This window comes from Sporosarcina sp. GTC18466 (genome assembly GCF_055389225.1).
This window is the reverse complement of record NZ_AP044037.1, coordinates 1,501,258-1,526,146: the sequence shown is the minus strand read 5'-3', so window position 1 is coordinate 1,526,146 and position 24,889 is coordinate 1,501,258. Positions and strand designations below refer to the sequence as shown.

Below are 24,889 nucleotides of genomic sequence, written 5' to 3'. Positions count from 1 at the left end.
CTCCTTTAATTCAGGTATTTTGAACCTGTCCAATCATAACACAAATCGGAGTCTTTCAATATATCTTATTTTAGCAGAGTCATAGAAGTAACATTTATAGGACTCAAACCTTGGTGCATTACGGTGATTAAAAGGAAAGTCCCACGTAAACATAGCAAGCCTGGCCGCAATCGTCCCAAGCTTCGTGCTGAAAGTTACAAGCAGATTCCTGTACAACATAAACAATCGTTGAACATCCTTAGCATCCACCCGAGTAATTCAAACGAGCCTCCCAGCACTTCCCCCACAAGCCGCATCCCGCTATAATCATAGGAAAGGAGGCGGAATCTATGAAACTACGAACCGCTGCAAGCTTGTTCGCCGCGACTCTCGCAATCTCCGCGGCAACGCCCGCTCACGCCAAAACATTCACCGACGTCCCGCAAACGCACTGGGCGTACCAAGCGATCGACAATATATCGAACAAAGGCTACATCGGAGGCTATCCGGACGGCTCGTTCGGCCTCAATCAGCCCGTCACCCGCGCCCAGGCGGCAAAGATTATCGCGCTTGCAACCGCCGCCAAGCCAACCGATGACTTCACGCCGGATTTCCAGGACGTCACGCCTGCGCACGGCGCCTATAACCATATCCGCGCCCTCACGCAGCGGGGGATCTTAGCGAACGGCACCCAGTTCCACCCGAACGACCCGCTCACCCGCGGCCAGATGGCGAAAATCATCGCACTTTCCTTTGACATCATCGTCGACGACAACGACTTGCCCCACTTCAGCGACGTCAACCGTCTCAATGGCTATAAGGGTTACATTATCACTCTAGCCGAACTTGGCATCACGACGACGAAGGAGGGCGGCGAGTTCAAGCCGAACGATGCCGTCACCCGCGCGCAGATGGCTGGTTTCGTGCAGCGCGCTATCGAGTTCGACGCCAAGCGGAAGACAGGGGAGATTTATTACGACAACGCGAAAAAGCAATATGTCGAGAAGGTCTACATAATCCCAGCCCCTCCGGCAATCAAAGACGGCACGTTCGCAGCCGACTCTATCAAACTCGTGAACGCGGAGCGCACCAAAAAGAAGCTGAAGGCACTGAAAGAAGACGCCGCTCTTTCGAAAATCGCACAGGCGAAAGCCGAGGACATGGCGAAGAACCATTACTTTGACCACGTCTCGCCGACCTATGGTTCAGTCGGCACCATGCTCGACACGTTCAAATACACATGGTCCGGCTACGGCGAGAACATCGCGAAAGGCTACACAAAGCCCGCCGACACCGTCAGCAGCTGGATGGAATCGAAAAAACACTACGACAATATCATGGAAGCGAAATTCACCAACATCGGCGCAGGCTATGCGACCGACAAGGACGGCACGGCATACTGGGTGCATATTTTTGCGAAGAAATGAAGAGCCGGGGCAGGCATGCCCGGCTTTTTTGCATATGAATAAAGAGGCGTATCCGTGTAGTAAGCAATCATCGGCCAAAAGGAAGCAACCACCACGGCAAAATCAGCAATCTGCCCTTTAAACAAAGCAACGAGGTCCTAATAGTAAGCAACATCCCGTCTAAACGAAGCAATCCACACCCGAAAGTAAGCAATCCGCTTTCACGCCTACGCCGCAATTATCCCAACCTCCACAATAAAACTCTCCAAACCCCATACCATCAGCCATCAGCAAGTCAGCAACCGTGTTCCGCCATAAAAAAATCAACAATCTCCAAATCTATCTTTACGAATCATGTCTTTAAATTCCCAAACGGGGTATAATAACTCAAAAGCTGTACACGGACACCTAAAAAACGCCCTGCCGCCAAGCGGCCGGGCGTTCGCATCCATATGCACCGCCAGCAACCAGCCAAAAAGGAGGAATTAGCCATGAGACAACTGCAAGCCATCATACTCGCCTTATTCGCACTCATCATCCTCTCCCCGTCCGCAGAAGCATCCCGCGTAGACGACATCAAATTCTTCGTGGAGAACTACTACTACGGCGAAATCCCTGAAAACCTCGACGCCATGACAAGCGTCGACGAGATCATCGCGTCCCTCGACGAATACTCGCGCTACATGAAGCCGAACGAATATGTAGACTACGTGGCGGCGGTCGGTGCGGACGATTTCGCCTTAGCCGCCCTCAGCGAACCCGCCATCGAGTCGAGCATGCTGTACGGCAACATCGGCTATATGAAGATCACGACGTTTTCCGCGAAGCTCAACCAGGACATCATCGACCACTGGCTCGCCCTCAAGAAACAGGGGGCAACAAAGTTGATTCTCGATCTCCGTTATAATGGAGGCGGCTACGTCGACAGTGCCGAAAAATTCCTCGGCCACTTCCAAGGCGTGAAGGACGCCTACTACGTCAAGACGCGGGAAGGCGAGGAGATGGTGAAGCCGATCCCGTCCAAAGTGAAATTCCCGAAACAGACCTATATTCTGGTGAATCAATACTCGGCATCCGCCTCCGAAATCGTCGCGGCTTCCGTCATCGACCAGTCAGCCGCAACCGTCGTCGGCGAAACGACGAAAGGGAAGGGGACTATCCAGACATTCTTCGAATTCGAGGACGGCAGCGCCCTCAAACTGACGGTCGGCGAATTCACAGGACCGAAGAAAAAGAAGATCCACAAGACTGGCGTCACGCCAACCATCAAGACGAAAAAAGACCAGGAACTCCTCACCATCCACGAGCGCATCTTGCATGACGATCTCGTCAAGAATCAATACAAGAAGCTCGAACAGCTCAACCAGGTGCCGGTGGACAAGACATTCCACCTCCACTTTACGCAGCCGATGAACCTTCGGGCGGCCAGCGCGTCCAATAAAGTGGAACTCGTCAAAATCGGCGGCGTCGCCGTCCCGATCACTGCCAGCGCCAATCCAAACGGCCAGCTCGATATCAAGCCGAACAAAGCGATGCAGCAGGGCGGCAGCTATATGCTCGTCGTCCACCCGGGCCTGCACGGAAAAAATGGACGCACGGTCAAACAAGGCATCTACACGCCATTTACGGTGGAATAGACACACCAAGATAGCAACCGGCATATACACTATGCTATAATCAACTATTGTTTACGCACTGCCAAACAGAAAGGAACATCACCCAATGGACAAGAAAATCTGCGTTGTCGGCCTCGGCTACATCGGCCTTCCGACAGCCGTCATGTTTGCCAACAGCGGCGCACGCGTACACGGCGTCGACATCAACGAAACAGCTGTCAACATGATTGCAAATAAGCAATTACATATAGAAGAGAACGGTCTCCAGGAGCGTCTCGACCGCGCGATCGACGAAGGGAAGTTCACCGTCTCGACAACGCCGGTGGAAGCGGACGTCTACATCGTCGCCGTCCCGTCCCCGATCAACCCGGACAACACGGCGAACCTCGAGTACATCCGCCAGGCGACGGCGTCCATCGTGCCGTACCTGAAGCCAGGCGCACTCGTCATCTTGGAATCAACCGTACCGCCAAAAACAGTCGAAAACATCATGCTGCCGGAACTCCGTAAATCGGACCTAGTGCTCGGCGAAAACCTCTTCGTCGCCCACTCGCCGGAACGCGTCATCCCGGGCAAGATCTTCGAAGAGCTCGTCAATAACGACCGCATCGTCGGCGGCATCACGCCGGAATCCGCGCAAATGACGAAAGACTTGTACCAGCTGTTCGTCCAAGGAGAAATCCACCTCACCGACGCAACGACTGCGGAACTCGTCAAAGTCATGGAGAACACATACCGCGACGTCAACATCGCGTTCGCTAATGAACTCGCAAAAATCGCCGAGCATATCGGCGTCGACATCTGGGAAGCGATCCGGTTCGCAAACTTCCACCCGCGCGTCAACATCCATACCCCGGGCCCTGGAGTAGGCGGCCACTGCATCGCCGTAGACCCATGGTTCCTTGTTGAATTAAACCCGGAAAACAGCGACATCATCCACAAGGCGCGCCTCACAAACGACGGCATGCCTGAATTCGTCGCGGAAAAAGCGAAACGCCTATTAGATGACCAGAACATCAAAAGCGGTAAAGTCGCCGTACTCGGCCTTGCCTTCAAAGGAAACGTCGACGACATGCGCGAAAGCCCGTCTCTCACTGTTATCAAAGAACTGCAAAATCGCGGCATCGAAGTGAAGTCATACGATCCGCATATCAAGAACGTGAAGCACCCGACCCAGGCAGAAACACTGGCGGAAGCGACGCGCGACGCAGATCTCATCATCCTGACGACAGACCACGACGAGTTCAAGCAGCTCAGCCCAGCTACGCTCGAAACGAAAGCACTCAAGCCGTTCGTATTAGATACGAAAAACGCCCTCGACCGCATGAAGTGGGAACAGGCCGGCTTCCATTACTACAAACTCGGCGACGGCTCTCCGGCAGGTGTCCTCGTCAAATGAAAGAACAGATCCTAGGCGTCAGCGTCAACACCGAAACTTACGATGAACTGATTCCAGAGCTCTTCCGGAACATCGACGACGGCAAGAAATCCCTTGTCGTCGCGATCAACCCGGAAAAGCTCATGAAAGCGAAAGACGACGCTGACCTAAAGGCGCTCCTCAACCGTGCGCAATTTCAAATTCCGGACGGGATTGGCGTCATCATCGCGTCCAAGCTCAAAAAAGGCAACATCACAAGCCGCGTCACCGGCGTCGACATGATGGATCGGATCGTACGGGAAGCAGCCCGCACGCAAAAGCCGATCTTCCTCTACGGCGCGAAACCAGGCGTTGCGGACCAGGCAGCAGCAAAACTGAAAGAGACTTATCCGAATCTAGTAATCGCCGGCACGCAGGACGGCTACGAGAAGGATAACGAGAAAGTGATCGAACGCATCAATGAAGTTAAACCCGACATCCTCTTCGTCGCCATGGGCTCTCCGAAACAGGAACTGTGGATCGAGCAGAACCGGGACCGGCTGCATCCTACCCTATACCAGGGAGTGGGCGGCTCATTCGATGTGCTCGCAGGCAATATTAAGCGAGCGCCAGCCGTATTCCAGAAAGTGGGCGCCGAGTGGCTATACCGCCTGCTGATCGAGCCCAGCCGTATCAAACGGCAGCTCGTCCTTCCAAAATTCCTCATAGAAATAATTGCCGGAAAAAAGTAAATCACCACTTGTAATCTAGTAACGAGGGTGATAGAATACGTAAGTGTAAGGATAATTTCCTCTGTAGCATATAACAAACGCCACGCAGGACGAAAACGGTTGGTTGACCGCACAAAAAAGCCCAACAGCTCCCATCTGTCGGGCTTTTTTGTATGTCTATATCCTCTCTGAGGTCACCTTTACGGGAGAGGCAGGGTGCAAGGTACGGCTACAGTTCGCACCCTCCAGCGAATTGTGGTATCACCTGGAAGACTGGTGACCATGCCGGGCTCCTGCTTCGCTAAGATCCGCAAGACCTGGCTCCTAACAGTTAATGACCAGTAATCCATTCTTCCAATACTTACCTACATTTATACAACTGCTACATAAATAAAACAATTAAGTGACAAAACCTACATATAAATAACACTGGATTTCAAGACAAGCTATCTATTATATGTCCTCCAAAATATACCTGCTCAATAGTATCTCCGCATAAACCAGCATAAACTCATGCTTAAAGAGATAATACGACCCCTGAAACAGCAGATTTGCGCCTTCCGCACATGTAAGTACACACTTCCTTCACAAATCGTGTAGAAATACTTGATATATAATTGAAATACGGTAGAATGATAGAAGCGGCGAATATTTTCAGAGCATTTCTGCTCTATGTATCTGGTACATTACTAAAATGTAATTGACATCCTAGCCGTGACTCTCTATACTTTACTGTGTAATGGCTTCCGTTTCCATTTTGCCGTGGGGCGGATGACAAATTATTTTTTTCGATAAGAGGAGGAAATTATTCAATGGCTAACCAACCAACGAAGTATCGTAAGTTTGTAATGGGCGCCGCTTCAGCTGCTCTAGTAGCTTCTGCTGTAGCACCAGTTGCAAGCGCGAAAGATTTCAAAGACACAAAAGGTAACACACACGAACCAGCAATCGATGCACTATCTGATGCTGGCGTCATCACTGGGTACCAAGACGGCACATTCAAGCCAAATAAAACATTGACTCGTTCTGACGTTGTCAAGTTGATGGGTAAATGGCTTGTATCTGAAGGCTACAAAGTACCTGCAGACTACAAAACTAACATGCGTTTCGCAGACTTGAAGTCTACATCTAACGATGAGTTGCTTCAATACGCAGCGCTAGTAAAAGACAACGGTCTTTTCATCGGTACTCCAGACGGGAAACTAGATCCTGCTGGCGACATCACTCGTGAAAACATGGCAGTTGTTCTTGTCCGCGCTTTCGACCGCGTACATGACATCGACCTTGCTACATACGTGGCAGGACAAGATTTCAAAAAAGACGTAACTGATCTTGGTAAAGCGAAGGCAGAAGCACGTCCAGCAATCGACGTTCTTGACTTCTTCGACATCACGAACCCTGCTGCACCACAATTCAATCCGAAGAACACAACAACTCGTGGACACTTTGCATCATTCCTTCACAAGTTCTTGAACACTGATTTCTCTGGCGTTGCTGTGAACACTGCGTTCGGTAAAGCGACAATCAATGCTGTTAACGCTACTCACGTTGAAGTAACGTTCGAAAAAGAAATCGACAAAGAATCTTTCAACAAACTCAAGTTCACAATCGATGGCTTGACTGTTGAAAACGCTGTTGCTAAGCAAACAGACGCTAAAACTGTTATCTTGACAACTGCTGTTCAAAAAGGCGGAGAGAAGTACACTGTCTCCCTAAACAACGAACCAATCGGAACATTCACTGGCGTTTCTGCAGTAGTACCTGAGAAGGTTTCTATGATCACTACTTCCCAACAAGGTGTTCTTGGTAAAGAAGTAACTGTCCGTGCAGATATCAACGTTAAAGAAGCTGGAGTACCAGTAACTTTCAACATCGTGTCTGACACAAACCGTAACCTCAACCCAGACCAAGTCGTAGAAGTTAAGACAAATGCAGACGGAATCGCTGAGTATTCTTATACACGTTATGCAGTAAGCTCTGACTCTGTTAGCGCATATGCAACTGGTAAGCCAGCTGTCCGTTCAAACGGTAAAGTATACTGGTCTAATGTAATTCAACTTTCACTTGAAGAACTTACTTCCGGTAATGACCTAGCGAACGAAACTAAAAAATCGTACAAAGTAAAAGGTGACAGAAACACTACTTACTACATTGCGATCAAAGAAAACCTAAACGTTGCTCCAGATAAGATTACAGACGTTAAAGTTCAAAACCACGGCACTCAAAACTTCGTAACTCCATACGAACTTACAACTGGTGCTACTCAATATGCAACAGTAACAACTAATAACAACGGAGAAGGCTCATTCACGATTTACGGATCGAACCTTGAAGCTACACCAATTGTTTACCTTCCAAGCTCTGTAGGTAACAAAGAAGCATACTCTCCGACTGCACTACAAGCACAAGCTGCAACTGTGAAATTCTCTCGCGTTGATCGCTTGGCTGTAGCAGTAGTAGGTGAAGGTACAGCGGATTCTGCAGAATACAACAGTGTTCCTGTAGCATACGATGCTAATTCGGCTGGTGGACGTATGTACACTGCAACTGTAACAGACAAAGATGGCAAAGTTGCACCGGTTGGAACTGTTGCTTATGTAACATTCAAAACTGGAAACGTTGCTGGTGATGTATACTTCACAACTGGCACTAAGAACTTTGTTAAAGTAACTGCAGGCACTGCTTACCCAATCACTGTAGGTAAAGATGGAAAAGCACAATTCCGCGTTGCTGGTAAAGGTGCTACTTCCTTCGCGAAACCAACTGTATTCCTTAACACTGCTGGTTCGACTACAGACATTAAATTGGATACAGGTGACGTTCAACAGGATGCTGAAGTAACTTACTTCAAGACTCCAATTGTCACAAATGCAGCTCTTAAAGTAACTGACCAATATGGCCGTGAAGTTTCTTCATTGACTGCTGGTCAAGATGCTTACTTCACATACCAGTCGGTTGACCAAAACGGTTTCGCATACCGTCCAGGCAACTACACAGTAACTGAAGGCAAAACACAAATCATCTACGTACAAGAAACACGTCCAGATGGAACAATTGTCTTCGTACCGAAAGAAGTTAAGATTGATCCGATCACTAACAATCAATACGTACTTGCGTTTGATGTTACTTCTACATTCGGAAACGCAGTCGTTAAGGATGCAAACGGCGTAACTCTTCCAGTTCACCAAAACCTTGGTAACACGAAGACATACCATGTTAACTCTAACGCAGAAGGAAAAGCGGTTGTCCGCATTACTTCCACATCTGCTGATACAGTTAGCGTAAACGTGACAGGAGCAAGCAACATCCTTCCTACACAAACAGCATCTGTTACATTCGTAAGCACATCTCAAGTGCCAGCTGCTTACACTGGAACAGTTCAATCGTTCAACGTTCAAAAGAACACATTGACATTTGCAGGTAAAGAGCCAGTTGAACTTTACGGAGCAAATATCACTTACACAGCTAATAATGGTGCACAAATTCTAACGGCTGATCAGTTCACTTCAATCTTGAGAAACGCTACAGGTACTGTAACGGTAACTCGTATTGCAAGTGGTGATACTGTAAGATTTGATGTTGTAAACACTTCTACAACAGGCACTAAGCCAGTTGATGAGACAGGTACACTTTCTGATCAGCAACTTGCTAACAATGTTATCAACCAAATCAACGCATTGCCTGCAACTAGCGCTTTGACAATTGAAAACAAAGCACTTGTTGAACAAGCTCGCGCATCATACAACGCTCTTACAGCAACTCAAAAGGCTCTTGTAACTGATGCAGCTTTGGATAAATTGGTTGCAGCTGAAGCGAAGATCAAAGAACTTGAAGAGGCAATTCCAGTTGAGTTCAAAATCACGTCTGCTGATAAGTCTTATGCAAACACAATTGCACAAGGTCTTGGACTTGCAAACATTAATGTAGAAGGAACTATTGCATCTGCAGACAAAGGTAAAGTATCTGAAGTGAAAATTTCAGTACTTCCAATGGAAGCAGACCAAGAAGTTGCTACAGCTACTGTTGATACAAATGGCAAGTTCTCTTACACAGGACTTGGTTCTAGCAAACATACTTCTGTAGAAGTATCGTATGTAGTCAACGGTGAAACAAAGAAAGCAGTTTTGAACTTGACTGACAAAGGCGTTACAAAGTAATTATCACAGCCAATAGAAAATAAAAAAATCTACAAGCCTAATAGTACATTAGGCTTGTAGACCAATTATCCACAACAAATGGAGGTAGCGCAAAGTGAAAAAAGGTATTAAATACTCGATGGCAGCTCTTATCGCAACATCTTCAATCACACCTGTGATGGCTTTTGCAGCTGAAGACAACGTTGTTCCTGCCGGAGTTTACAACAAAAGCACCGGAGAATCTCTGACACTTGCTGATTTCCAAAACCTAACAACAGCGCAAAAAGGCAAATGGCTCATTAATGCAAATGTATATGTTGTTATCGATGGTTTGGCATATAAAGGAACAAACATTGTTACTCTATCAGATGATGCTCTTTTAACATCAGGAGTACCAGCTGATACAGTAATCAATCCGACTCCAGAAGAAAATACAGACCTTAAAGTTGAATCGGTAAGTGCGATTAACGCTAGAACAATGGAAGTAACATTCGGACAAGCTGTTGATCCTGCTACAGTATTGGACGGCAATGGCAACTTTAAATCTAATATTGTGATGATTGATGGTACAAGCTTGCACACAGATACTGATTTTTACGGCGAGTTTGATTCTGCTAACAAAACACTAACAATTTACAATGAAGATGCTTCCGCTTGGACAAAAGATACTGAATACACTGTTGTCATTGATGGTGTAAAAGATAAGGAAGCAAATCTTGTACCTAAATATGCTAAAGTTGTAAAAATGGTAGACACGGTTGCTCCAACAATCGAATCTGTTAAAGCTACTACAAACGCAGACAAAACTAAAAACGTTGTTGTTGAGTTCTCCGAGCCTGTTAATTTCACAGCTGCTAAAGTAAATGGCAAATTAGCAACTGCTTCGGCTACTAATGCAAATTATGCAACTCAATGGACTTTAACTGCTGCTGATGATCTAGAAGCAGGGAAATCTTATGAAGTTGAATTTAATGGTCTGACTGACCTAGTAGGTAATGCTGCAACAGCATCTAAAACTACAGTTACTATTGTAAAGGATACTGCTAAGCCAACAGCAACAGCAACAGCTACTGGTGAAAAATCATTGAATGTCGTATTCGACAAGAAAATGAATACTGCAGTTGACGTTACATCTGTTAAAGTAACTAAAAAAGATAGCTCAGGCAATGACGTAGTAGTTCCATTGAACACACTTCCAGCATTTAAAGCTGATGGTAAAACATTAGCAATTGACTTGGCGGCAGTTCCTTTCGATAATAATAAAGAGAATACTAAAGAACTTAAAGTAACTGTGTCTGGATTAAAAGATTCGTTAGGTAACACTATGACTGCTTACACTGACACTGTCACAGTTGAAAGAGACGTTACAAAACCAACTATTGCATCTGTTTCTCAGACGCCAGGACAATACAACCAAGTTGATGTTGTGTTCTCTGAAAAGGTTGCTAAAATTACTTCTGGTGAAAATCTAACCAACATTTTCAAAGTTACAGATAATGACGGTAAGGAAGTTAAAACTGCAGCAGGTGTGACAATTACTGTTACAGGCAATAGCACTTTATCTTTAGACAGCAAGAACAAACAAACATTAACATTAAGTGCTCCACTTCCGAAAAGTGGCACGTACAAACTAGTTGTAGTTCAAAACAAACTTGAAGATACTGCCGCTGTTAAAAATACTAATGATGCACAAGTTGCGTCGTTCACGTATAAAGCAGCAACAGCAGCACCTGCACCACAATTAAAAGCTACACTGTTGGCACAAACAACAGTTGCTGGTGGTACTGCAACTGATTCAACATCTAGCAATAGAATTCTTGTTGTGAACTTTGATCAAGCTGATGTAGTGAACGGTATCGATTCAGCAACAGGAACATACAAAGCTGGTGCAGCGGATAATCCGTTGAACTACACGCTAAATGGAAGCCAATTGCCTGAGGGTACGGTTGTAACGTTTAGTAATGATGACAGCGACAACTCTGCTAATGATAGTGTTATACTTGATTTCTCAGCAGTAGCTGCAAACAAATTACCAGCAGCTTTAACAAAAGGTGGTAACATTGACGTTACTGTAAGTGGTGTTAAAACAGAAGCTGGATCTACAATTGCTTACACAGCAGAAAAGCTGACTGTAGCTGATAAGACACTTCCTACAATGAGTGAAGCTTATTTAACTGGAAACGCTATTGACGGTTATGAACTTACATTGACATTCAGTGAAGCAATGAGTTCAGTTGATAAGGACGACTTTATACTCACTGATGGAACTAATGCTGCTACATTAGCATCTGTTGCAATTGATTCAACAAATGAAACAAAGGCAGTATTCAGTGTAACTAAAGGTTCGATGGATATTTCTAAAACGTTGACTTTAAAAACAAAAGGCAGTGGATTAGCTTCAAAAGATAAAGCTGCTGGTTCTGGTAATGTATTAGAGATCGATCAAACAGGTATAACAGTTACTAATTACGCTCAGTAAGTTGACCGAAGCAAGTTTAGTGTTAGGAACTTACAAAACTCTTATAATTCGATTAACAAAGGTCTATTGAGGTAACGGTTGATTGAATGTAGGGTAATAAGAAAATAGCCAACTGTCCTTCGGGATGGTTGGCTGTTTTTTTGTTTCCACTACTCTCCCATATATTGTAATCCTGAAATAATGATTACAGCCTATTTCCATTAACTAAGGTTAAGTTCAGGTTGTCGCCTTCAAAAAATCAATTCGGCGGGAAAAATCTAATTTACGCTCAAAAATATTATCTTTTCGTCTGCCTACCTCGCGACAATTCCATTGCTTTCTACTATTATCTCCTCGACAAAAATACATAGTGAAAAAATATGCATGACAAAAAAGCCTTTTGTTAAAGGCTTAAAAAAGTTTTGTTGACGAAAATTATGCCGCCGTCTTCTGGTATGTATGATATAGTCCATTCAGTACAGGTGTTGCTTTCAGTTTTGTCTTTTCTACCTTCGTTGGTAGATGTGATTGAATCGGAACAGGAGTCTTGCCGCCAATTCCCTGATGTGTGCGGTGATGATTATAGTAAGTTACATACCCCCGAAGCAGTGAATGTAAGTGCCTTTCATGTAATGGTATGACATGATCAAGCAATTCTCGCTTAACTGTTCCAATTACACGTTCCGCATAAGCGTTTTGCCAAGGTGATCGGTAGGCTGTTCGTATTGATTTTATCTTAGAGGCTTGCAAAAAAGATTGAAAAGCTTTAGAGCGAAATATAGGATCATTGTCGTGTAACAAGTATTTAGGAACGCTACCGTAAGGCGTTGCATTACGAAACTGTTGGATTGTCCATTCTGCTGTAGGGTTGGTGGTAACGGCGAAATAGACGATTTCTCTGGTGTGATGGTGAATGATGATCAGGCCATAGAGAATCTGGAACTTGTAGGTGGGTATTGTGAAGAAATCCGTTGCCCACAGTTCCCGTTGATGGTTCTTCAAGAAAGTCTTCCAGGATTGAAGCTGCCGATCGGTAGGTGGCTTTCTGCTGACAGGAAGATACTTTGCAATGGTGTTTGGGGCAGGTGCATGTTCAATTCCGAGTTCCACCATTTGTTCATGGATTTTTTCTGGAGATAACAATGGGTTTTCTTTATGTATGCGTTTGATCATTTGGATGGTTTCCTTTGATATGGCAGGACGACCTTGTTTCTTTGAGAGTTTAGCCCAATGCCATGAAAAGGCGGTTCGATGCCAACGGACGACAGTGGCTGGTTTGAAAGAGAACAGAGTATCTTTCCAATTGATCAGTTTCTTTGAGAACAAGACCCAAAGTTGTCGGAATGCAGGTGTTGAATTTGGTTTTGGCAACTTTCTTTTTTCGTGATGTTGAACATACAAGGCGAGTTGACTTCTGAGAGCTATGTTTTCCATTCGGATTGCATACGATGATTTGAAGTGAAGTCGCAGAAACTGGTACATATAGCTTATCCACTCAATTACGTATTTGCGTATATTTTGACTGTTCATTTGAATCCCTCCGTCTACTAGTATGCCATACTGGTAGGGATGGGACTAACCAAGAGTCGGCGAGCAACTCACTTTCGTTACCGTAATAGTGCTATCTGTCCTGATGTTGCCACTCTATTTATCCTGAAATGGCTTCACAATCATCTTCCTGCTTCTCCTCAGCAAATCCTCCACATACTCAGCGGCCTCTTCACTTCTCCTGCCTTCTACCAGCGTATACCTCGCCACAACCCGCAAGGTTTCCATGACCTCACCATACGGCCCCTCGCTCTCCATCGCTTCCAACTGTCCATTTACAGCTTCCCTAGCTCTATCAGTACATGCAGCAAAGTCCTCAACCGTACAAACCCTAGCAGACCGTTCAGCAATCATCAAAGCGATCACTGCCAGGCGATACCGATAACTTTCCCGACCTTCTTCTTGGTGGAACTCACATTCTTGCCTTAGTTTGTTGAGGAAGTCGTCATACGCCTCCTGGTTATTCCTTTGTATTGGTGTTGGCATAACTGTCCCTCCTAATTTTCTCCTGTATGTTCCTAATCCATTACTTCTCTAAACCGCTACCATTTTGTTACAGACAGATCAAGCCATTTTGACATACATCATAATCTGAATTAATGTGTATCTCGGATTCACAGCTCCATTCATCAGTTTGGATGATAAAGAATGCCAACATATCGCATGGTGTCGCCTGTCGACTCATGTCCAAGAAATTGACGAAGGTCATCAATATCCATGCCAGCCATATACAGATGGTTTGCTCTGCTAATCCTGAAATGATGGATGGAGTGGAAATCAGGAATAAGATCGGGATACTGTATTTTTGTTTTTCGGATATACATACGTAAGAGTCGGCACAATTCCTGGCTGCTCATTGTACGATCATGGAAGAAAAGCCGGTCTGTAAGGGATAGCTGCTTCTCCTGCATATGTTGGCTGATCATTTCTGTAAGGAAACCTGGCAAGTGAATGGTACGCGAGCCACCAGGAGATGAGAGCCGCATGCATGGTTGCTCTGTAAAGAATACGTCTTCCGTTCGTGCATTCAAGATTTCACTTGCCTGTGCACCGGTTTCATACAACAGGCATAAGATCAAGTAATGTTCCCGCTCCGTTGCATTATGTAATTCTGGTTGCTTTAATACTTTGGCTATTGCGTCAGGTGAGAAGTAGTTGTTGGTCTTTCCGAAAATCATAATGCTTATCCTCCGAAGTTCTACATTACGGATAGCTTGGATAAATTTTACTGTTTTTAAACCGACAATTAGAAATGCAAGCTGCATCATAGCTTGGCCCTAATAAAGTTATGGAAGGAAGGGCTTCACAATAGATGTATGTTGAAATAATTTGAATGCATCTAGTTCAACCTGAAAAATACTTACTGAGTAATAGGGGTATCTGTTCCTGACTTTTATTCGTTTAAATTTGCCTAATAATGAGATACAAAAAAGACCTCTCAAAGTAGAGGTCTTTCCGCTGTGGTGTTTATTGGTAAAATACTTGCTGATGAATATTTCATTCAATATAAAGAAAGAATGCATTTATATGTCGTGTTCTTTCCGGATGATATTGGGCAAGTAAAACAACGATATTTCCGATTAAAGGTATTTATGTAATCCTAAGGGTAAATAAAGAATTACTTGTTGTTGATGTGTGTGTCCAATGGATAACTTTGCAACAACGTACCTTCATGCATATATTTTGGCCAATAGTTCCGGAAGCTTAACTCCTACAAACGAGCCTGTTTGTAGACTACACACATATTATCTGCACACTTTGTGGAGTTTATACAACCAGAAATTAATTTTACAGGAGTGGAGAAAGTGCATGGTAACTAAGGAGTACAGAACAGGTATCAGTTATTGCCGAAAGTCGGTTACTGTCAAGGGAGATGTAGAGGAACAGAGTAATGGAGTGGATTATCAACAGGAAACAATTAATAAATATGCTGGACAACATGGCATTACTATCGTTCGACAGTATCAAGATATCGGTTACTCGGGGAAAGATATTGAAAGGCCGGACTTACAGAAAATGCTGGAAGACATCAAAACTGTAGCTAAACCGATTGATTGCTTATTACTCTATTCTGTTGATCGCTTGGGACGAGATTTAGCGGGTAATGTTGGTCTCATGACAGAGATCAGTAAATATGTGAAAATGGTTATTTACGTAGCAGACGGTATCACCAGCAATTCAAACTTTTTTAAAATATTCTTCCTTATGCATTCTGGAGAGGCTCAATCAGAACGTATTCGACTGGCCAGACGTACATCAGATGGACGGAAGGCAAAAGTGATAGGGAGAAAAAGTTTCAATGGCAGCCAGCTCCCCTTAGGTTATGTAATAAAACAGGTACCTGTGCACGATATAATTCAGACAATACACTACAATTGTATAATTGGAGTCGAGAAACTGCTCATTCAATGGTGTGAGCGGTTTTTCACTGCATAGTTACCCATTTAGATGAATTGTCATAAAAGCACCTTACACAGGAACTGACATAACATAGGCACTGACATATAAAACTTTCCCAAGCTGTGGGCAGTATGTATCCAAGAAAATTGTCGCATTTACACTTTCGAGGTCTAATCCGGGGATAAAGCATACTTCATATACACTTCAAGGATAAATAGAAGAACTTATTTTTCCCAACCTGTAAGTTATTTACTTATTATTCTATCTACATTACACTCTCCTTAACAAAGAAAGGAGGAGAGATGAAGTGAAGAAGATTGTGAAACTGTTAGTAGCTTCTGCCGCGATGTTTGCCATGTTTTTGCTTGCCACATTTGCTGCTTCAGCAGCAACGCTTGAATCGGTAAAGGACGGTGAGATGGAAGGTTTTGAATATGTCCCATTGGATGAGCCCCTCTTAAAGGAATACGATGGAGAGACAGAGGTGCTGATTGGATACTTGAAGCCGATCAACACCTCGGGGGATGAAGCTTCTACAATGGATTACAGGGAGTACGATACCTGGAAAGTGTACGATCAAGGAATCACAAAGAAATGGTCGTATCTTTCCAGGTCATACTTTATTAAGAGTATTGCAAGAGGGATGACATACGAGAAGAGCACCGAGGTCTCTGCTACCATCTCCGCAACATACGAGGGGTCTTATCCAAGCGGCGCAAAGTCTGCGATCAACAGTGCTTTTAAAATTGGCGGAACAGGGACGAAAAAGGTAACTGAAAAGGTGACCTTCACCGGACCTGACGCTGGATTCTCCAGCCGTGACTTCTACTACCAGCACGGCAGACATACCCATAAAGTTAAAATTGTTCAGGAACATCGTTCAAATTGGGATGGGGTGCTTTGGACAAAGACCTATTATGCGAGTGTGGGAGTTCCGGCAATTAGAACGTATTCAGAGGATACCAGATGACGTGGATGAATAAGGTTGCGAAGTTGGCAGTCATGCTTGTTTTCCTAGTTTCCATTCTATGCTTGATCATTGTATTTCAGGGTGATTACGTTGCAGATGCACTGATGGCAAGAGCGTTGCCATTGGCTGTTCTCGCAGGCTTGACGGCAATTGCTAGTTCGAAATTTGATTGAGCTGTTTTTTCGAGGTGAAAGTGTTAGGTACCTAGGCAAGGTTTGATTCAGATTCAGGCAATATAACACAAATGCATACAGGCAGCCGAAAAACCGCTCATCTCCTGGGATGAGCGGTTTTTAATTGGATAGATGCCGATTGTCATAAAAGCACCTTACACAGGCGTCGTCACAAATCCATCCGAAAAGCCATTAGTGACAGGTACCTGCGCATGATATAATTCAGACAATACACTACAATTATATAATTGGAGTCGAGAAACTGCTCATTCAATGGTGTGAGCGGTTTTTCACTGCATAGCTACCCATTTAGATGAATTGTCATAAAAGCACCTTGCACAGGCACTTTAAAATCGTCCCTCCGCCTCCATTTTCTGCATAAACAGCAAACAATACTGGCAATACGCCCAGTTCGTCTTTTCAAACGGATGCGGCAGCAGCGTCGCCAGCAGTTCCGTGTCCAGGAAGGGGGGAGGGGTCTTGTTGTCGTCCGCGTAATACGGATACGAACTGTACGGATAGTCCTCCAATCGCTCGACCATCGGAGTCGCCGTGTCGATTGGGTTCCGGTGGATGTAGCTGCTGACCGTGAGAAGCGCTTCCGGTCCGTCGACGAGGGAGGAGTAGTACCGTTTCTCATAGATGCGACCGACGTGCCCGTAGCGCTTGGCGTAGTAGTCGCTGTATCTCCGGTTGATGTACGCCATAACTTTGCTGAGTTCGTCTTCGGACCGGATGAGTAAGTGATAGTGGTTGGTCATGACGCAATAGGCGAGCATGGTGAACTTGTATTTGGAATGTGTGTGGTTGATCGCCCGCATTAAATGGCGCTGATCCTCATCTGTCTCGAAGATGTTCTCCCGGTTGTTGCCGCGCATGACAACGTGGTAGAAGGCATTGGGGCGCCAGTTCCTCCTTCTTCTCGGCATATCACCGCACCTCCGTGGGAGCAGGTGGCAAGAGGCCGGGCGTATCCGCTTTCCACTGGATCGCTTCCTCCAGCGCCTTCCCAGAGATCGTTTCCAAACCTTCTAAATCCGCAATTGTCCTTGCGATGCGTAGCAGCTTAATCTGCGTGCGGTTGCTCCATTTCCTTTCAAAGCAGATCTGCTGGACTTGTTCCTTTTGCTGTTCATCTAATCCTGACGTCCTGTCGAGCACCCGAAAAGGCACATTACCGTTCAGCCAGCGACCTCCATAGCGCACCTGCTGCATGTCACGTGCCCGCGTTGTCCTTTCGCGGATAGAGGCTGACGATTCAGACGTACCTTGCTCCTGCAAGCCGACACTCCGCAACGTTAGAACGAAATCGAGCCGATCGAGCAGGGGGCCGGACGCTTTCAGCTGATAGGCGGTCACCTGTTTCGGCGTACAGGTGCAGTATCGCTCGTTCGAACCTGCGTAGCCGCAAGGGCATGGGTTCGTGGCGGCGATGAGAATGAAGTCTGATGGGTACGTGACGGATTGCCTGACGCGGCTGATCGTCACTTCGCCCGCTTCCATCGGCTGCCGCAGCATGTCGAGTGTCTTCCTCGAAAACTCCCCGAGTTCGTCAAGGAACAGGACGCCACGGTGTGCTAGTGAAATTTCGCCGGGCTTTGGGAATGTGCCTCCACCGACTAGCGAGACGGAAGACGCCGAGTGGTGGGGATGCCTGTAGGGAGGGCGCATCGACAAGCCGCGATTCTCCCGGGCGAGATGGTAAATACCGTATAGCTCAACGGCCTCCTCATGCGTCAAATCCGGCAGAATTGTATGGAACGCATCCGACAGCATGCTTTTCCCGCAGCCGGGCGGACCGGTGAGCAATAGATGATGCCCGCCCGCTGCTGCAATCTCCAGCGCCCGCTTCGCTTCCTGATGCCCTCGTATAGCTGCGAAGTCGGTAGTCGCTCCCTCGGCTTCACACCCATCCAAATCTTCCATGACAATCTCAGCCGACTCCTGAAACAGTGAGGGCTGTCCGCGCAGGTAGCCGATCAGCGTGTCCATATCACGAAGCGGCACCAACTCCACCTTGCCCATCCTTCTGAGGAACGACACATCGATCGGCGGAATGAGGATCCGCTTGAATCCGAGGGCAATTGCTTGCTGGATTGCTGGAATCATCCCGTGGAACGGTTTTAATTCACAATTCAAAGACAGCGCAGCGATCACGCATGTGTTTTCATCGATCGGCAATGGCTCCTTCAGCACCTGTTGCATGACCGCAAGCAGCATCGCACAATCAAACCCCGTCCCGCTTTTCTTCACATCCGCTGGCGACAGGTGGATCGTGATCTTCTTCATTTCAATATCCAACTCCAGCGCATGCAGGCAGCTCAGCACCCGCTCCTTCGACTCCTTGATAGACGCATCCGGCAGCCCGATGATGACACACTGCTCCTTCTCCACCCGAACATTCGCCTCGACTTGTACTTTGTGGCCTTTCATCCCTTGTAGGCCGACACTCATGATTGTTGACGTGATGTTCCTTCACCTCTTCATTTTACCTACTACTCTAGCGGAGTTGGGGGAGGGGGACAACCGGGCTTGATTTAGGGAAAACTGAAAATTTCATGGAAACGAGCTTTATAGGACCAAAACAAAGATTTACATAGGGACTACTGAACAACCTAATTTAAGCAACTGGAAAATTAGGCTTCATAGAAAATAAGCATAATGATTGTCGATCATAACGAAGGAAAAATGACAAAAAAGTATCCCGGAGGATCTTTTCGAGATTCATGATGACCAGTTGGAGGGCAATTGTCGTCTCACTTGTGGCTTGAAGGCGTGCTTTAATAAGACCCAGCCCATATACGCGTTTGCCTTCACCGAATTTGCCTTCGATGGCATTACGCTCGCCGTGGTCCTGTTTTTCCACCTTCTTCTGTTCTGAGAGGACATGCTGATTCTTGGCCGGTCTGCCGAGTTTCGGACCGCTCAGCCGGATGCCAAGTTCTTTACAGAACTTCCGGTTTTCCCGGGTTCTGTAGATAGTATCCGCGAGAACGGCTTCCGGATAGTAGCCAAACCGTTCCTTGTACGCCAGGATGGATTCTTGTAGAAGAGTCCCTTCGTTATAAGCATCCCATTGAAGCGTCTCAAGGTATGCATACCCATCGACCAAGCTGACTGAAAGTTTTGCACCGAATTCAACCGCTGCTTTCGCTTTCCCTCGTACAATCGGACGGATATAGGGCTGTGAAATGCTGACGATTCGGTCCTCAATTGAATGTGACCCGTTTTCGAACAGGATGGTCTGCTGACGGAACAGTTCCTGGATGACCAGCAGGTCTTTGTACTGTGCCCGTGTCAGCTTGGTAAGTCCAACTTCATCCGCTAGATTCTCTACATGCTTCAGATTTCTACGGACATAGGATAGCTGTCCCTTCAGGCAGGCCTGTATCTTCTCGTAGCCAGGTTTCCGTTGCTTGGATAAGGCGAGATACTCCTTCCGTGCTTTCTTGCGATAGGTACGCGGTTTTTTGGCACCATGAGGGCGTTCTGCGTGTAACGTATCGATCATCGTTTCAAGTTTTCCCCTCGCCTGATGCAAGAGACCGATATCCGTGGGGTATGCAATATCGGAAGGGGCACAAGTGGCGTCGATCAGAAGTTTCCCTTGTTTGTAGACAGGCGTTTCCTCTTTCGGATGCGAAGGCTCCGGGCTTACTGCTGGGCTTTCATTCCCGCCTTTCGGCTCGTCATCATCCGAATCCGTAGGATTCGCAGGTTTCCGATGTGCGGCCGTAATGGATTCATTCAGCTGATTCACAAGTTCCATGTTGAAACGCTTGCGGAAATGCGTCAGGGAAGATGCGTGAAACGGTGGTTCATCTTGAAAAGCGTGCAGTCCGATGAAGTATTGCATATAGGGATTTTCTGTTATGACTTCCACGGTTTCTTCATCACTCAAGCCAAGCCGCTCCTTGATGATCAGTGCGCCAAGTGCAAGTTGCACGGTATATGCCTTACTTCCTTGATTAGGGTCGCCAAGCGACTTCAGATAGGCTTCCTCAAGATCAGCCCAAGGAATGATAGAAGCCATACGAACCCAACGGTTATCAGGGTTCAAGTGCCCTCCGAACGGCAAAAAGAATTCGTGTGGCAGTATCATCTGGTTCGCGTTATGTTCATACATGACATGTCCTCCTAAGCGGTTCCGAAATGGATTTAATTTTTTCAGTATGCACTTATTTCGACAAATAACGTGTTAAACCCTTTATTTTATAGGGAAATTCGAGTTGTTCAGTAACCCCTACATAGGGAAAAGGCGGCAAATTAATATTTTGAAGCAGGCGAGTGTGTGGAGGAGCGCTTTGAAGATAGACTTACTTCTGATATGATCAGCAAAACGTGAGAGAGTGATCAATGGAGGTGAAGTCATGTCTGTAGATTTATTGGAGGTCGAGCTTGCGATTCATCAACTTATAAAATACAATCGCCTCTATCATAGAACGCGAAGAGCCTTCCACGATGCGATGCAGCATGGCCTGGTTGAGCTGGGAGCAAGTTTAGTAGTCTGTGTAACAAGTCGATAGAGAAGTTAGCTAACCTGCCGCTTGATGTCGAGCGGGTGTCTGGGTCTGCTATTCAAAGAAGCTGGTCGATGTGAGGCGTTATGAACGGTTGATCAATGGAAGGGTCTTGAAATATGAAATTGTGTTTGAACAGAGGAAGAGGGTATAATTCAGATAATGCAATACAACACAATTGCATAAAACTACTCTTGAATGCCAATCGTATTAATAATGATTGAACTTTTTGTTGTATTATCAAACAAGATGATGAATAGTCATAAATTCACTACGCACAGGCACCGACAAATTAATAATACCCACTCAACCATTTGAGTAGATTACAAGAAAGGACTGGCCTTCGGGTTGGTTCTTTCTTTTTTGGTTTGGTAGAATCGTTGGTAGATGGGATGGGGGAGTGAAGATATGTCATTTACAGATTTTGTTACTCTTATACTAAGTTCGGGTGTTGTGGCAGCGGTTGTTTCTTACTTATCGACACAGCATACAAACATTCGCGGTCATAAAGTGAAATACATAACAGAAGAGCGGCAGAGATGGCGTCATGACATAAAACAAAGCGTTGCAGAATTTTGTTCCACTAAAGATCAAGTAAAGAAAAGGGAGTTAAAGACCTTCATCACTTTATCTCTGAATCCTTGTGATACAGAAGATCAAGAGATTGTGAATTGTTTAAATGCGTTGTTGAAAGAAAATAGTGATGAAAAGCTTCAAGAATTGGAAAAGAAAGTCGCATTTTTATTAAAGCATGATTGGGAAAGAGCTAAAGAAGAAGTAGGTATTGAACATAAAGAAGTCGATAGGAAAAAGCAAGACTGTGAAAATAGGGATTAAAGCGAACGGGGGTGAGTGGGTATGAAAGAACGAGTGTTGGAGATTTATTCTGGTAGCCATCTTGCAAGAGCTGTCGTAAGGCAGTTATCCGTTTGCGGTATTCCAGTAGGCGATGTAATTGATTCACTTGCCGCCGAAGCGTATAACAAAATTCATATAGAACGAGCGGCCGTTTTCTTCGAAGAATTAGACAGAGGAGATATTGAGTTATCGCAGGAAGTGATCCAGAGTGAGGAGTTTTTGTTCTCTCTGTTTGCTGCATTGAAAGCTTCCTTGTATACTCGCCAAAAAGAGAAAGTCCGGTTCTTTGCGAAATTGTTTGCAAAACATCTCACTGAAAATCAGTTCAGCCAAGCGGATGAGTACGACGACTATTTAAAGATTTTAGACGAGCTGACCTTCCGGGAAATTTATATGCTCTACAGATTAAAGCAATATGAAGACACTGCCCATCTTATAGAAGTCGATGAGGATGACGAAGATAAAGATGATGAGCTACGGGTGGCAGGCAGGTATTGGAGAGATTTCTCACGAGAGATGCATGAAACGCTTGGTATTGAATACCCAGAGATTGCAGGCTTGCTAACACGGGCTGGCAGGACTGGCTGCTACGCTCCTATTACGAGCATGACACTCGGCTACCGCGGCGATCGAGGCAAGACGACACGAGTGTTTGAAAAGTTGGTGGAGATGATAGACATGAAGCGAGAAGACTTTCCATACTATCGTAAAGTCGGTTTGCTATAAAAAATAGGGACAAGAAAAGGACTGAGCGCTACTTGGCTTTAAACAGGTACCAAACAGGTAAAACAGGTACCTGTGCACAGTCTAATTCAGATAATACAACCAAATTGCATACAGTAAGACTAGAAACCGCTCACTTAATGAAAGGAGTGGTTTTTTGCTGCATAGTTACCCATATAGCTGAATTGTCATAAAAGTACCATGCACAGGTACCATCCAAATACATGCACAGGTACCATCCAAATACAGGTACCATCCACATGCAATGCCGCCACCACCCGAAAAATGCTATGATAGACACAATCATTTTTCAAGCAAGCCAAAAAGGAGGCCGCCGGGATGGATGTCCGAGAGGCGCTGACGATCGGGGAGTTGGCAAGCAGTACGATTCTGGCGGGGCATCAGGGGACCGGCCGCCGGATCACGTCCATCGAGGTGATGGAGGTGCCGGAGGTGGTCAGCTGGGTAACGCCGGGGATCCTGGTGATGACGACGTTCTACTCGATACGGGAGGATGAGCGGAAACAGGTGGAGATTGTGCGGACGCTGATCGAGAAGGAGGCGGCCGGTATCGTCATCAAGCTCGGACGGTTTGTCGAGTCGGTGCCGGTCGAGATGATTGCGGTGGCGAACCGGCATGATTTTCCGATCATCGTGATTCCAAAGACCGTGTCGTATATCAATGTGCTGACGCCGCTGTATGAGCGGCTGTACGAAGAAAAGCAGGATGCAGGGAAAGAGGTCCATCCGTTTGCGTCGTTTGAGTCGAAGACGTATGGGTCGCTCGATGAGGCGCTGGATGAAGTGCGGGAAATTGTGGGCGGCCCGCTCTATATTGAGGACATGCAAGGGGCACTTTTATATGCATCGGACGGCTTTCTAGCGGATGGCTGGCGGAAGTCGGACCGGCTGTTTTCAAGGCCTCACCATGAATCATATACCGAGCTGCTGGACGGATGGAAGCGTGAGCTGGTGCAGGCGGACAGCGCAAGGCTGCGGATTCCGGGCTTCCGGGACGCACTTATCCTGCCGCTCGTGTCCAATCAGCAGGTGATCGCGGTCGTCCATGTCCCCTATACCGCTCATTTGCAATCGTTCCATGTGTCGCCCGCGCAGTTGAAGGCACTGCTTGCAAAGCTGATGGAACTGTTCATGAACGAGCAGCTGCATCTGCAGAAACAGCGGATTGAGGATCTGGAGCGGCTGGAGGCGTTTGCAAGCGGCGGGCAGGAGGAGAATCCTTTCTTTCTAGTGCGTTTCCAGGGAGAGTGGACAGAAAAACTTGTGTCCGCGGTCCCGGCCCTGATCGATCCATCCTGTCAGGTGCTGCAGGAACTGCACCGGCTGCTGGACGGGGTGGCGGAAAGCAGAGCCATCGTGTTCGAGAAGTATTACCATTTCTATGCGGTCGTCCCGTGCATGCCGGCCGGCTATCCTACATCGCTCAGCCGGCTGAAGCGGCGGGCGGAGGAGCGTGATGACGGCCTGTTTATCGCAGCGGGTCCGCTGCAGGAAAGCGGCCGGCTGCTGGAGGAAGCGATCCGCCAAGCGGACCAGACGCTGGCGATCGGCCGCAAGCTGCGAAGCGGCGAACGGTTCTATACGTACGATCAATTAGGGATCTATGAGATTTTGATCGGAATGACAGGTGTCCCGCATGTACGCAGCTATACGGATACGCTGCTGCGTCCGCTGCTCGAGCAGCGGGATCTGCTGCACACGCTGAAGCTGTATCTCGGGGAAAACGGAAATGTGACAAAGACATCCGAAAAGCTGTTCATCCACAGGCGGACGCTGACGTACCGGTTGCAGAAGATCCAGGAGCTGCTGCATGTGGACCTCGATGATGCGGAGACTCGGTTCATGCTGCAGTTCTGTCTGAAAATCAGGCAGTTGTCATGATGAATAGTAAAGTTTAGGCTGATGGGACAGATGCTTACCCATCGGCTTTTTTGCTGTCTGGCGAAAAAATGTGACAAGATGTGCAAAAATGCGGCCTTAGTTTTTCTCACTT

The 24,889-nt window shown here is 46.4% G+C and carries 18 protein-coding genes; 12 read left to right on the top strand and 6 right to left on the bottom strand.

Going from position 1 to position 24,889, the window contains the following annotated elements:
- Window positions 1-329 precede the first annotated feature (329 nt).
- The 6 genes from ACZ5FK_RS07330 (at window position 330) to ACZ5FK_RS07305 (ending at window position 11,704) form a co-directional block, all read left to right on the top strand.
- Window positions 330-1,406, top strand: a complete 1,077-nt coding sequence (locus ACZ5FK_RS07330) for a CAP and S-layer homology domain-containing protein (protein WP_464807240.1) — start codon at window positions 330-332, stop codon at window positions 1,404-1,406.
- 470 nt (window positions 1,407-1,876) lie between these two features.
- On the top strand, window positions 1,877-3,022 hold the full coding sequence (locus tag ACZ5FK_RS07325; protein WP_464807239.1) for a S41 family peptidase: 1,146 nt from the start codon (window positions 1,877-1,879) through the stop codon (window positions 3,020-3,022).
- Between the two features lie 85 nt (window positions 3,023-3,107).
- On the top strand, window positions 3,108-4,400 hold the full coding sequence (locus ACZ5FK_RS07320) for a nucleotide sugar dehydrogenase (protein ID WP_464807238.1): 1,293 nt from the start codon (window positions 3,108-3,110) through the stop codon (window positions 4,398-4,400).
- Window positions 4,397-5,110 (top strand): WecB/TagA/CpsF family glycosyltransferase, encoded by a 714-nt coding sequence (locus ACZ5FK_RS07315; RefSeq protein WP_464807237.1) that lies wholly within the window; start codon window positions 4,397-4,399, stop codon window positions 5,108-5,110. Before ACZ5FK_RS07320 ends, ACZ5FK_RS07315 begins: the two co-directional genes overlap by 4 nt.
- Before the next feature lie 791 nt (window positions 5,111-5,901).
- Window positions 5,902-9,246 (top strand): S-layer homology domain-containing protein, encoded by a 3,345-nt coding sequence (locus ACZ5FK_RS07310; RefSeq protein ID WP_464807236.1) that lies wholly within the window; start codon window positions 5,902-5,904, stop codon window positions 9,244-9,246.
- 94 nt (window positions 9,247-9,340) lie between these two features.
- Entirely contained in the window at window positions 9,341-11,704 is a 2,364-nt protein-coding gene (locus ACZ5FK_RS07305) for an Ig-like domain-containing domain (RefSeq protein WP_464807235.1), read from the top strand.
- A 414-nt stretch (window positions 11,705-12,118) separates the two neighbouring features.
- On the opposite strand, the gene ACZ5FK_RS07300 is transcribed toward ACZ5FK_RS07305, so the two are convergent.
- From ACZ5FK_RS07300 to ACZ5FK_RS07290, 3 genes are all read right to left on the bottom strand, one after another.
- Window positions 12,119-13,213, bottom strand: coding sequence for a transposase (locus tag ACZ5FK_RS07300; RefSeq protein ID WP_464807234.1), 1,095 nt, complete (start codon window positions 13,211-13,213; stop codon window positions 12,119-12,121).
- A gap of 114 nt (window positions 13,214-13,327) precedes the next feature.
- On the bottom strand, window positions 13,328-13,717 hold the full coding sequence (locus ACZ5FK_RS07295; protein ID WP_464807233.1) for a hypothetical protein: 390 nt from the start codon (window positions 13,715-13,717) through the stop codon (window positions 13,328-13,330).
- A gap of 143 nt (window positions 13,718-13,860) precedes the next feature.
- The gene (locus ACZ5FK_RS07290) at window positions 13,861-14,409 is read right to left on the bottom strand and encodes a tyrosine-type recombinase/integrase (RefSeq protein ID WP_464807232.1); all 549 of its coding nucleotides are present in this window, start codon (window positions 14,407-14,409) and stop codon (window positions 13,861-13,863) included.
- A 631-nt stretch (window positions 14,410-15,040) separates the two neighbouring features.
- Here ACZ5FK_RS07290 and ACZ5FK_RS07285 point away from each other — a divergent pair.
- The 3 genes from ACZ5FK_RS07285 (at window position 15,041) to ACZ5FK_RS07275 (ending at window position 16,774) form a co-directional block, all read left to right on the top strand.
- A complete protein-coding gene (locus ACZ5FK_RS07285) occupies window positions 15,041-15,667 on the top strand; it encodes a recombinase family protein (RefSeq protein ID WP_464807231.1) in 627 nt (208 codons plus the stop codon).
- Between the two features lie 271 nt (window positions 15,668-15,938).
- The gene (locus tag ACZ5FK_RS07280; protein WP_464807230.1) at window positions 15,939-16,601 is read left to right on the top strand and encodes a hypothetical protein; all 663 of its coding nucleotides are present in this window, start codon (window positions 15,939-15,941) and stop codon (window positions 16,599-16,601) included.
- Window positions 16,598-16,774: a hypothetical protein gene (locus ACZ5FK_RS07275; RefSeq protein WP_464807229.1), complete on the top strand. Its 177-nt coding sequence runs from the start codon at window positions 16,598-16,600 to the stop codon at window positions 16,772-16,774. Before ACZ5FK_RS07280 ends, ACZ5FK_RS07275 begins: the two co-directional genes overlap by 4 nt.
- Before the next feature lie 347 nt (window positions 16,775-17,121).
- Here ACZ5FK_RS07275 and ACZ5FK_RS07270 read toward each other — a convergent pair whose 3' ends face one another.
- The 3 genes from ACZ5FK_RS07270 to ACZ5FK_RS07260 all read right to left on the bottom strand — a co-directional run bounded on the left by ACZ5FK_RS07270 (window position 17,122) and on the right by ACZ5FK_RS07260 (window position 20,900).
- On the bottom strand, window positions 17,122-17,703 hold the full coding sequence (locus ACZ5FK_RS07270) for a transposase (protein WP_464807228.1): 582 nt from the start codon (window positions 17,701-17,703) through the stop codon (window positions 17,122-17,124).
- 1 nt (window position 17,704) lies between these two features.
- On the bottom strand, window positions 17,705-19,168 hold the full coding sequence (locus tag ACZ5FK_RS07265) for a YifB family Mg chelatase-like AAA ATPase (RefSeq protein ID WP_464807227.1): 1,464 nt from the start codon (window positions 19,166-19,168) through the stop codon (window positions 17,705-17,707).
- A gap of 226 nt (window positions 19,169-19,394) precedes the next feature.
- Window positions 19,395-20,900 (bottom strand): IS5 family transposase, encoded by a 1,506-nt coding sequence (locus tag ACZ5FK_RS07260; protein WP_464807207.1) that lies wholly within the window; start codon window positions 20,898-20,900, stop codon window positions 19,395-19,397.
- Between the two features lie 802 nt (window positions 20,901-21,702).
- On the opposite strand from ACZ5FK_RS07260, the gene ACZ5FK_RS07255 reads away from it, so the two are divergent.
- From ACZ5FK_RS07255 to ACZ5FK_RS07245, 3 genes are all read left to right on the top strand, one after another.
- The gene (locus ACZ5FK_RS07255) at window positions 21,703-22,131 is read left to right on the top strand and encodes a hypothetical protein (RefSeq protein WP_464807226.1); all 429 of its coding nucleotides are present in this window, start codon (window positions 21,703-21,705) and stop codon (window positions 22,129-22,131) included.
- Between the two features lie 21 nt (window positions 22,132-22,152).
- Window positions 22,153-22,878: a hypothetical protein gene (locus ACZ5FK_RS07250; protein ID WP_464807225.1), complete on the top strand. Its 726-nt coding sequence runs from the start codon at window positions 22,153-22,155 to the stop codon at window positions 22,876-22,878.
- A 336-nt stretch (window positions 22,879-23,214) separates the two neighbouring features.
- Complete coding sequence (locus tag ACZ5FK_RS07245) at window positions 23,215-24,777, top strand: PucR family transcriptional regulator (protein ID WP_464807224.1); 1,563 nt, start codon at window positions 23,215-23,217, stop codon at window positions 24,775-24,777.
- Window positions 24,778-24,889 lie beyond the last annotated feature (112 nt).

Bases quoted from the DNA above. Each gene is read 5' to 3' on its own strand.
- ACZ5FK_RS07320 (WP_464807238.1), top strand. From the start codon at position 3,108: ATGGACAAGAAAATCTGCGTTGTCGGCCTCGGCTACATCGGCCTTCCG.
- ACZ5FK_RS07310 (WP_464807236.1), top strand. From the start codon at position 5,902: ATGGCTAACCAACCAACGAAGTATCGTAAGTTTGTAATGGGCGCCGCT.
- ACZ5FK_RS07325 (WP_464807239.1), top strand. From the start codon at position 1,877: ATGAGACAACTGCAAGCCATCATACTCGCCTTATTCGCACTCATCATC.
- ACZ5FK_RS07250 (WP_464807225.1), top strand. From the start codon at position 22,153: ATGAAAGAACGAGTGTTGGAGATTTATTCTGGTAGCCATCTTGCAAGA.
- ACZ5FK_RS07255 (WP_464807226.1), top strand. From the start codon at position 21,703: ATGTCATTTACAGATTTTGTTACTCTTATACTAAGTTCGGGTGTTGTG.
- ACZ5FK_RS07260 (WP_464807207.1), bottom strand. From the start codon at position 20,900: ATGTATGAACATAACGCGAACCAGATGATACTGCCACACGAATTCTTT.
- ACZ5FK_RS07290 (WP_464807232.1), bottom strand. From the start codon at position 14,409: ATGATTTTCGGAAAGACCAACAACTACTTCTCACCTGACGCAATAGCC.
- ACZ5FK_RS07285 (WP_464807231.1), top strand. From the start codon at position 15,041: ATGGTAACTAAGGAGTACAGAACAGGTATCAGTTATTGCCGAAAGTCG.
- ACZ5FK_RS07330 (WP_464807240.1), top strand. From the start codon at position 330: ATGAAACTACGAACCGCTGCAAGCTTGTTCGCCGCGACTCTCGCAATC.
- ACZ5FK_RS07270 (WP_464807228.1), bottom strand. From the start codon at position 17,703: ATGCCGAGAAGAAGGAGGAACTGGCGCCCCAATGCCTTCTACCACGTT.
- ACZ5FK_RS07245 (WP_464807224.1), top strand. From the start codon at position 23,215: ATGGATGTCCGAGAGGCGCTGACGATCGGGGAGTTGGCAAGCAGTACG.
- ACZ5FK_RS07275 (WP_464807229.1), top strand. From the start codon at position 16,598: ATGACGTGGATGAATAAGGTTGCGAAGTTGGCAGTCATGCTTGTTTTC.
- ACZ5FK_RS07295 (WP_464807233.1), bottom strand. From the start codon at position 13,717: ATGCCAACACCAATACAAAGGAATAACCAGGAGGCGTATGACGACTTC.
- ACZ5FK_RS07300 (WP_464807234.1), bottom strand. From the start codon at position 13,213: ATGAACAGTCAAAATATACGCAAATACGTAATTGAGTGGATAAGCTAT.
- ACZ5FK_RS07315 (WP_464807237.1), top strand. From the start codon at position 4,397: ATGAAAGAACAGATCCTAGGCGTCAGCGTCAACACCGAAACTTACGAT.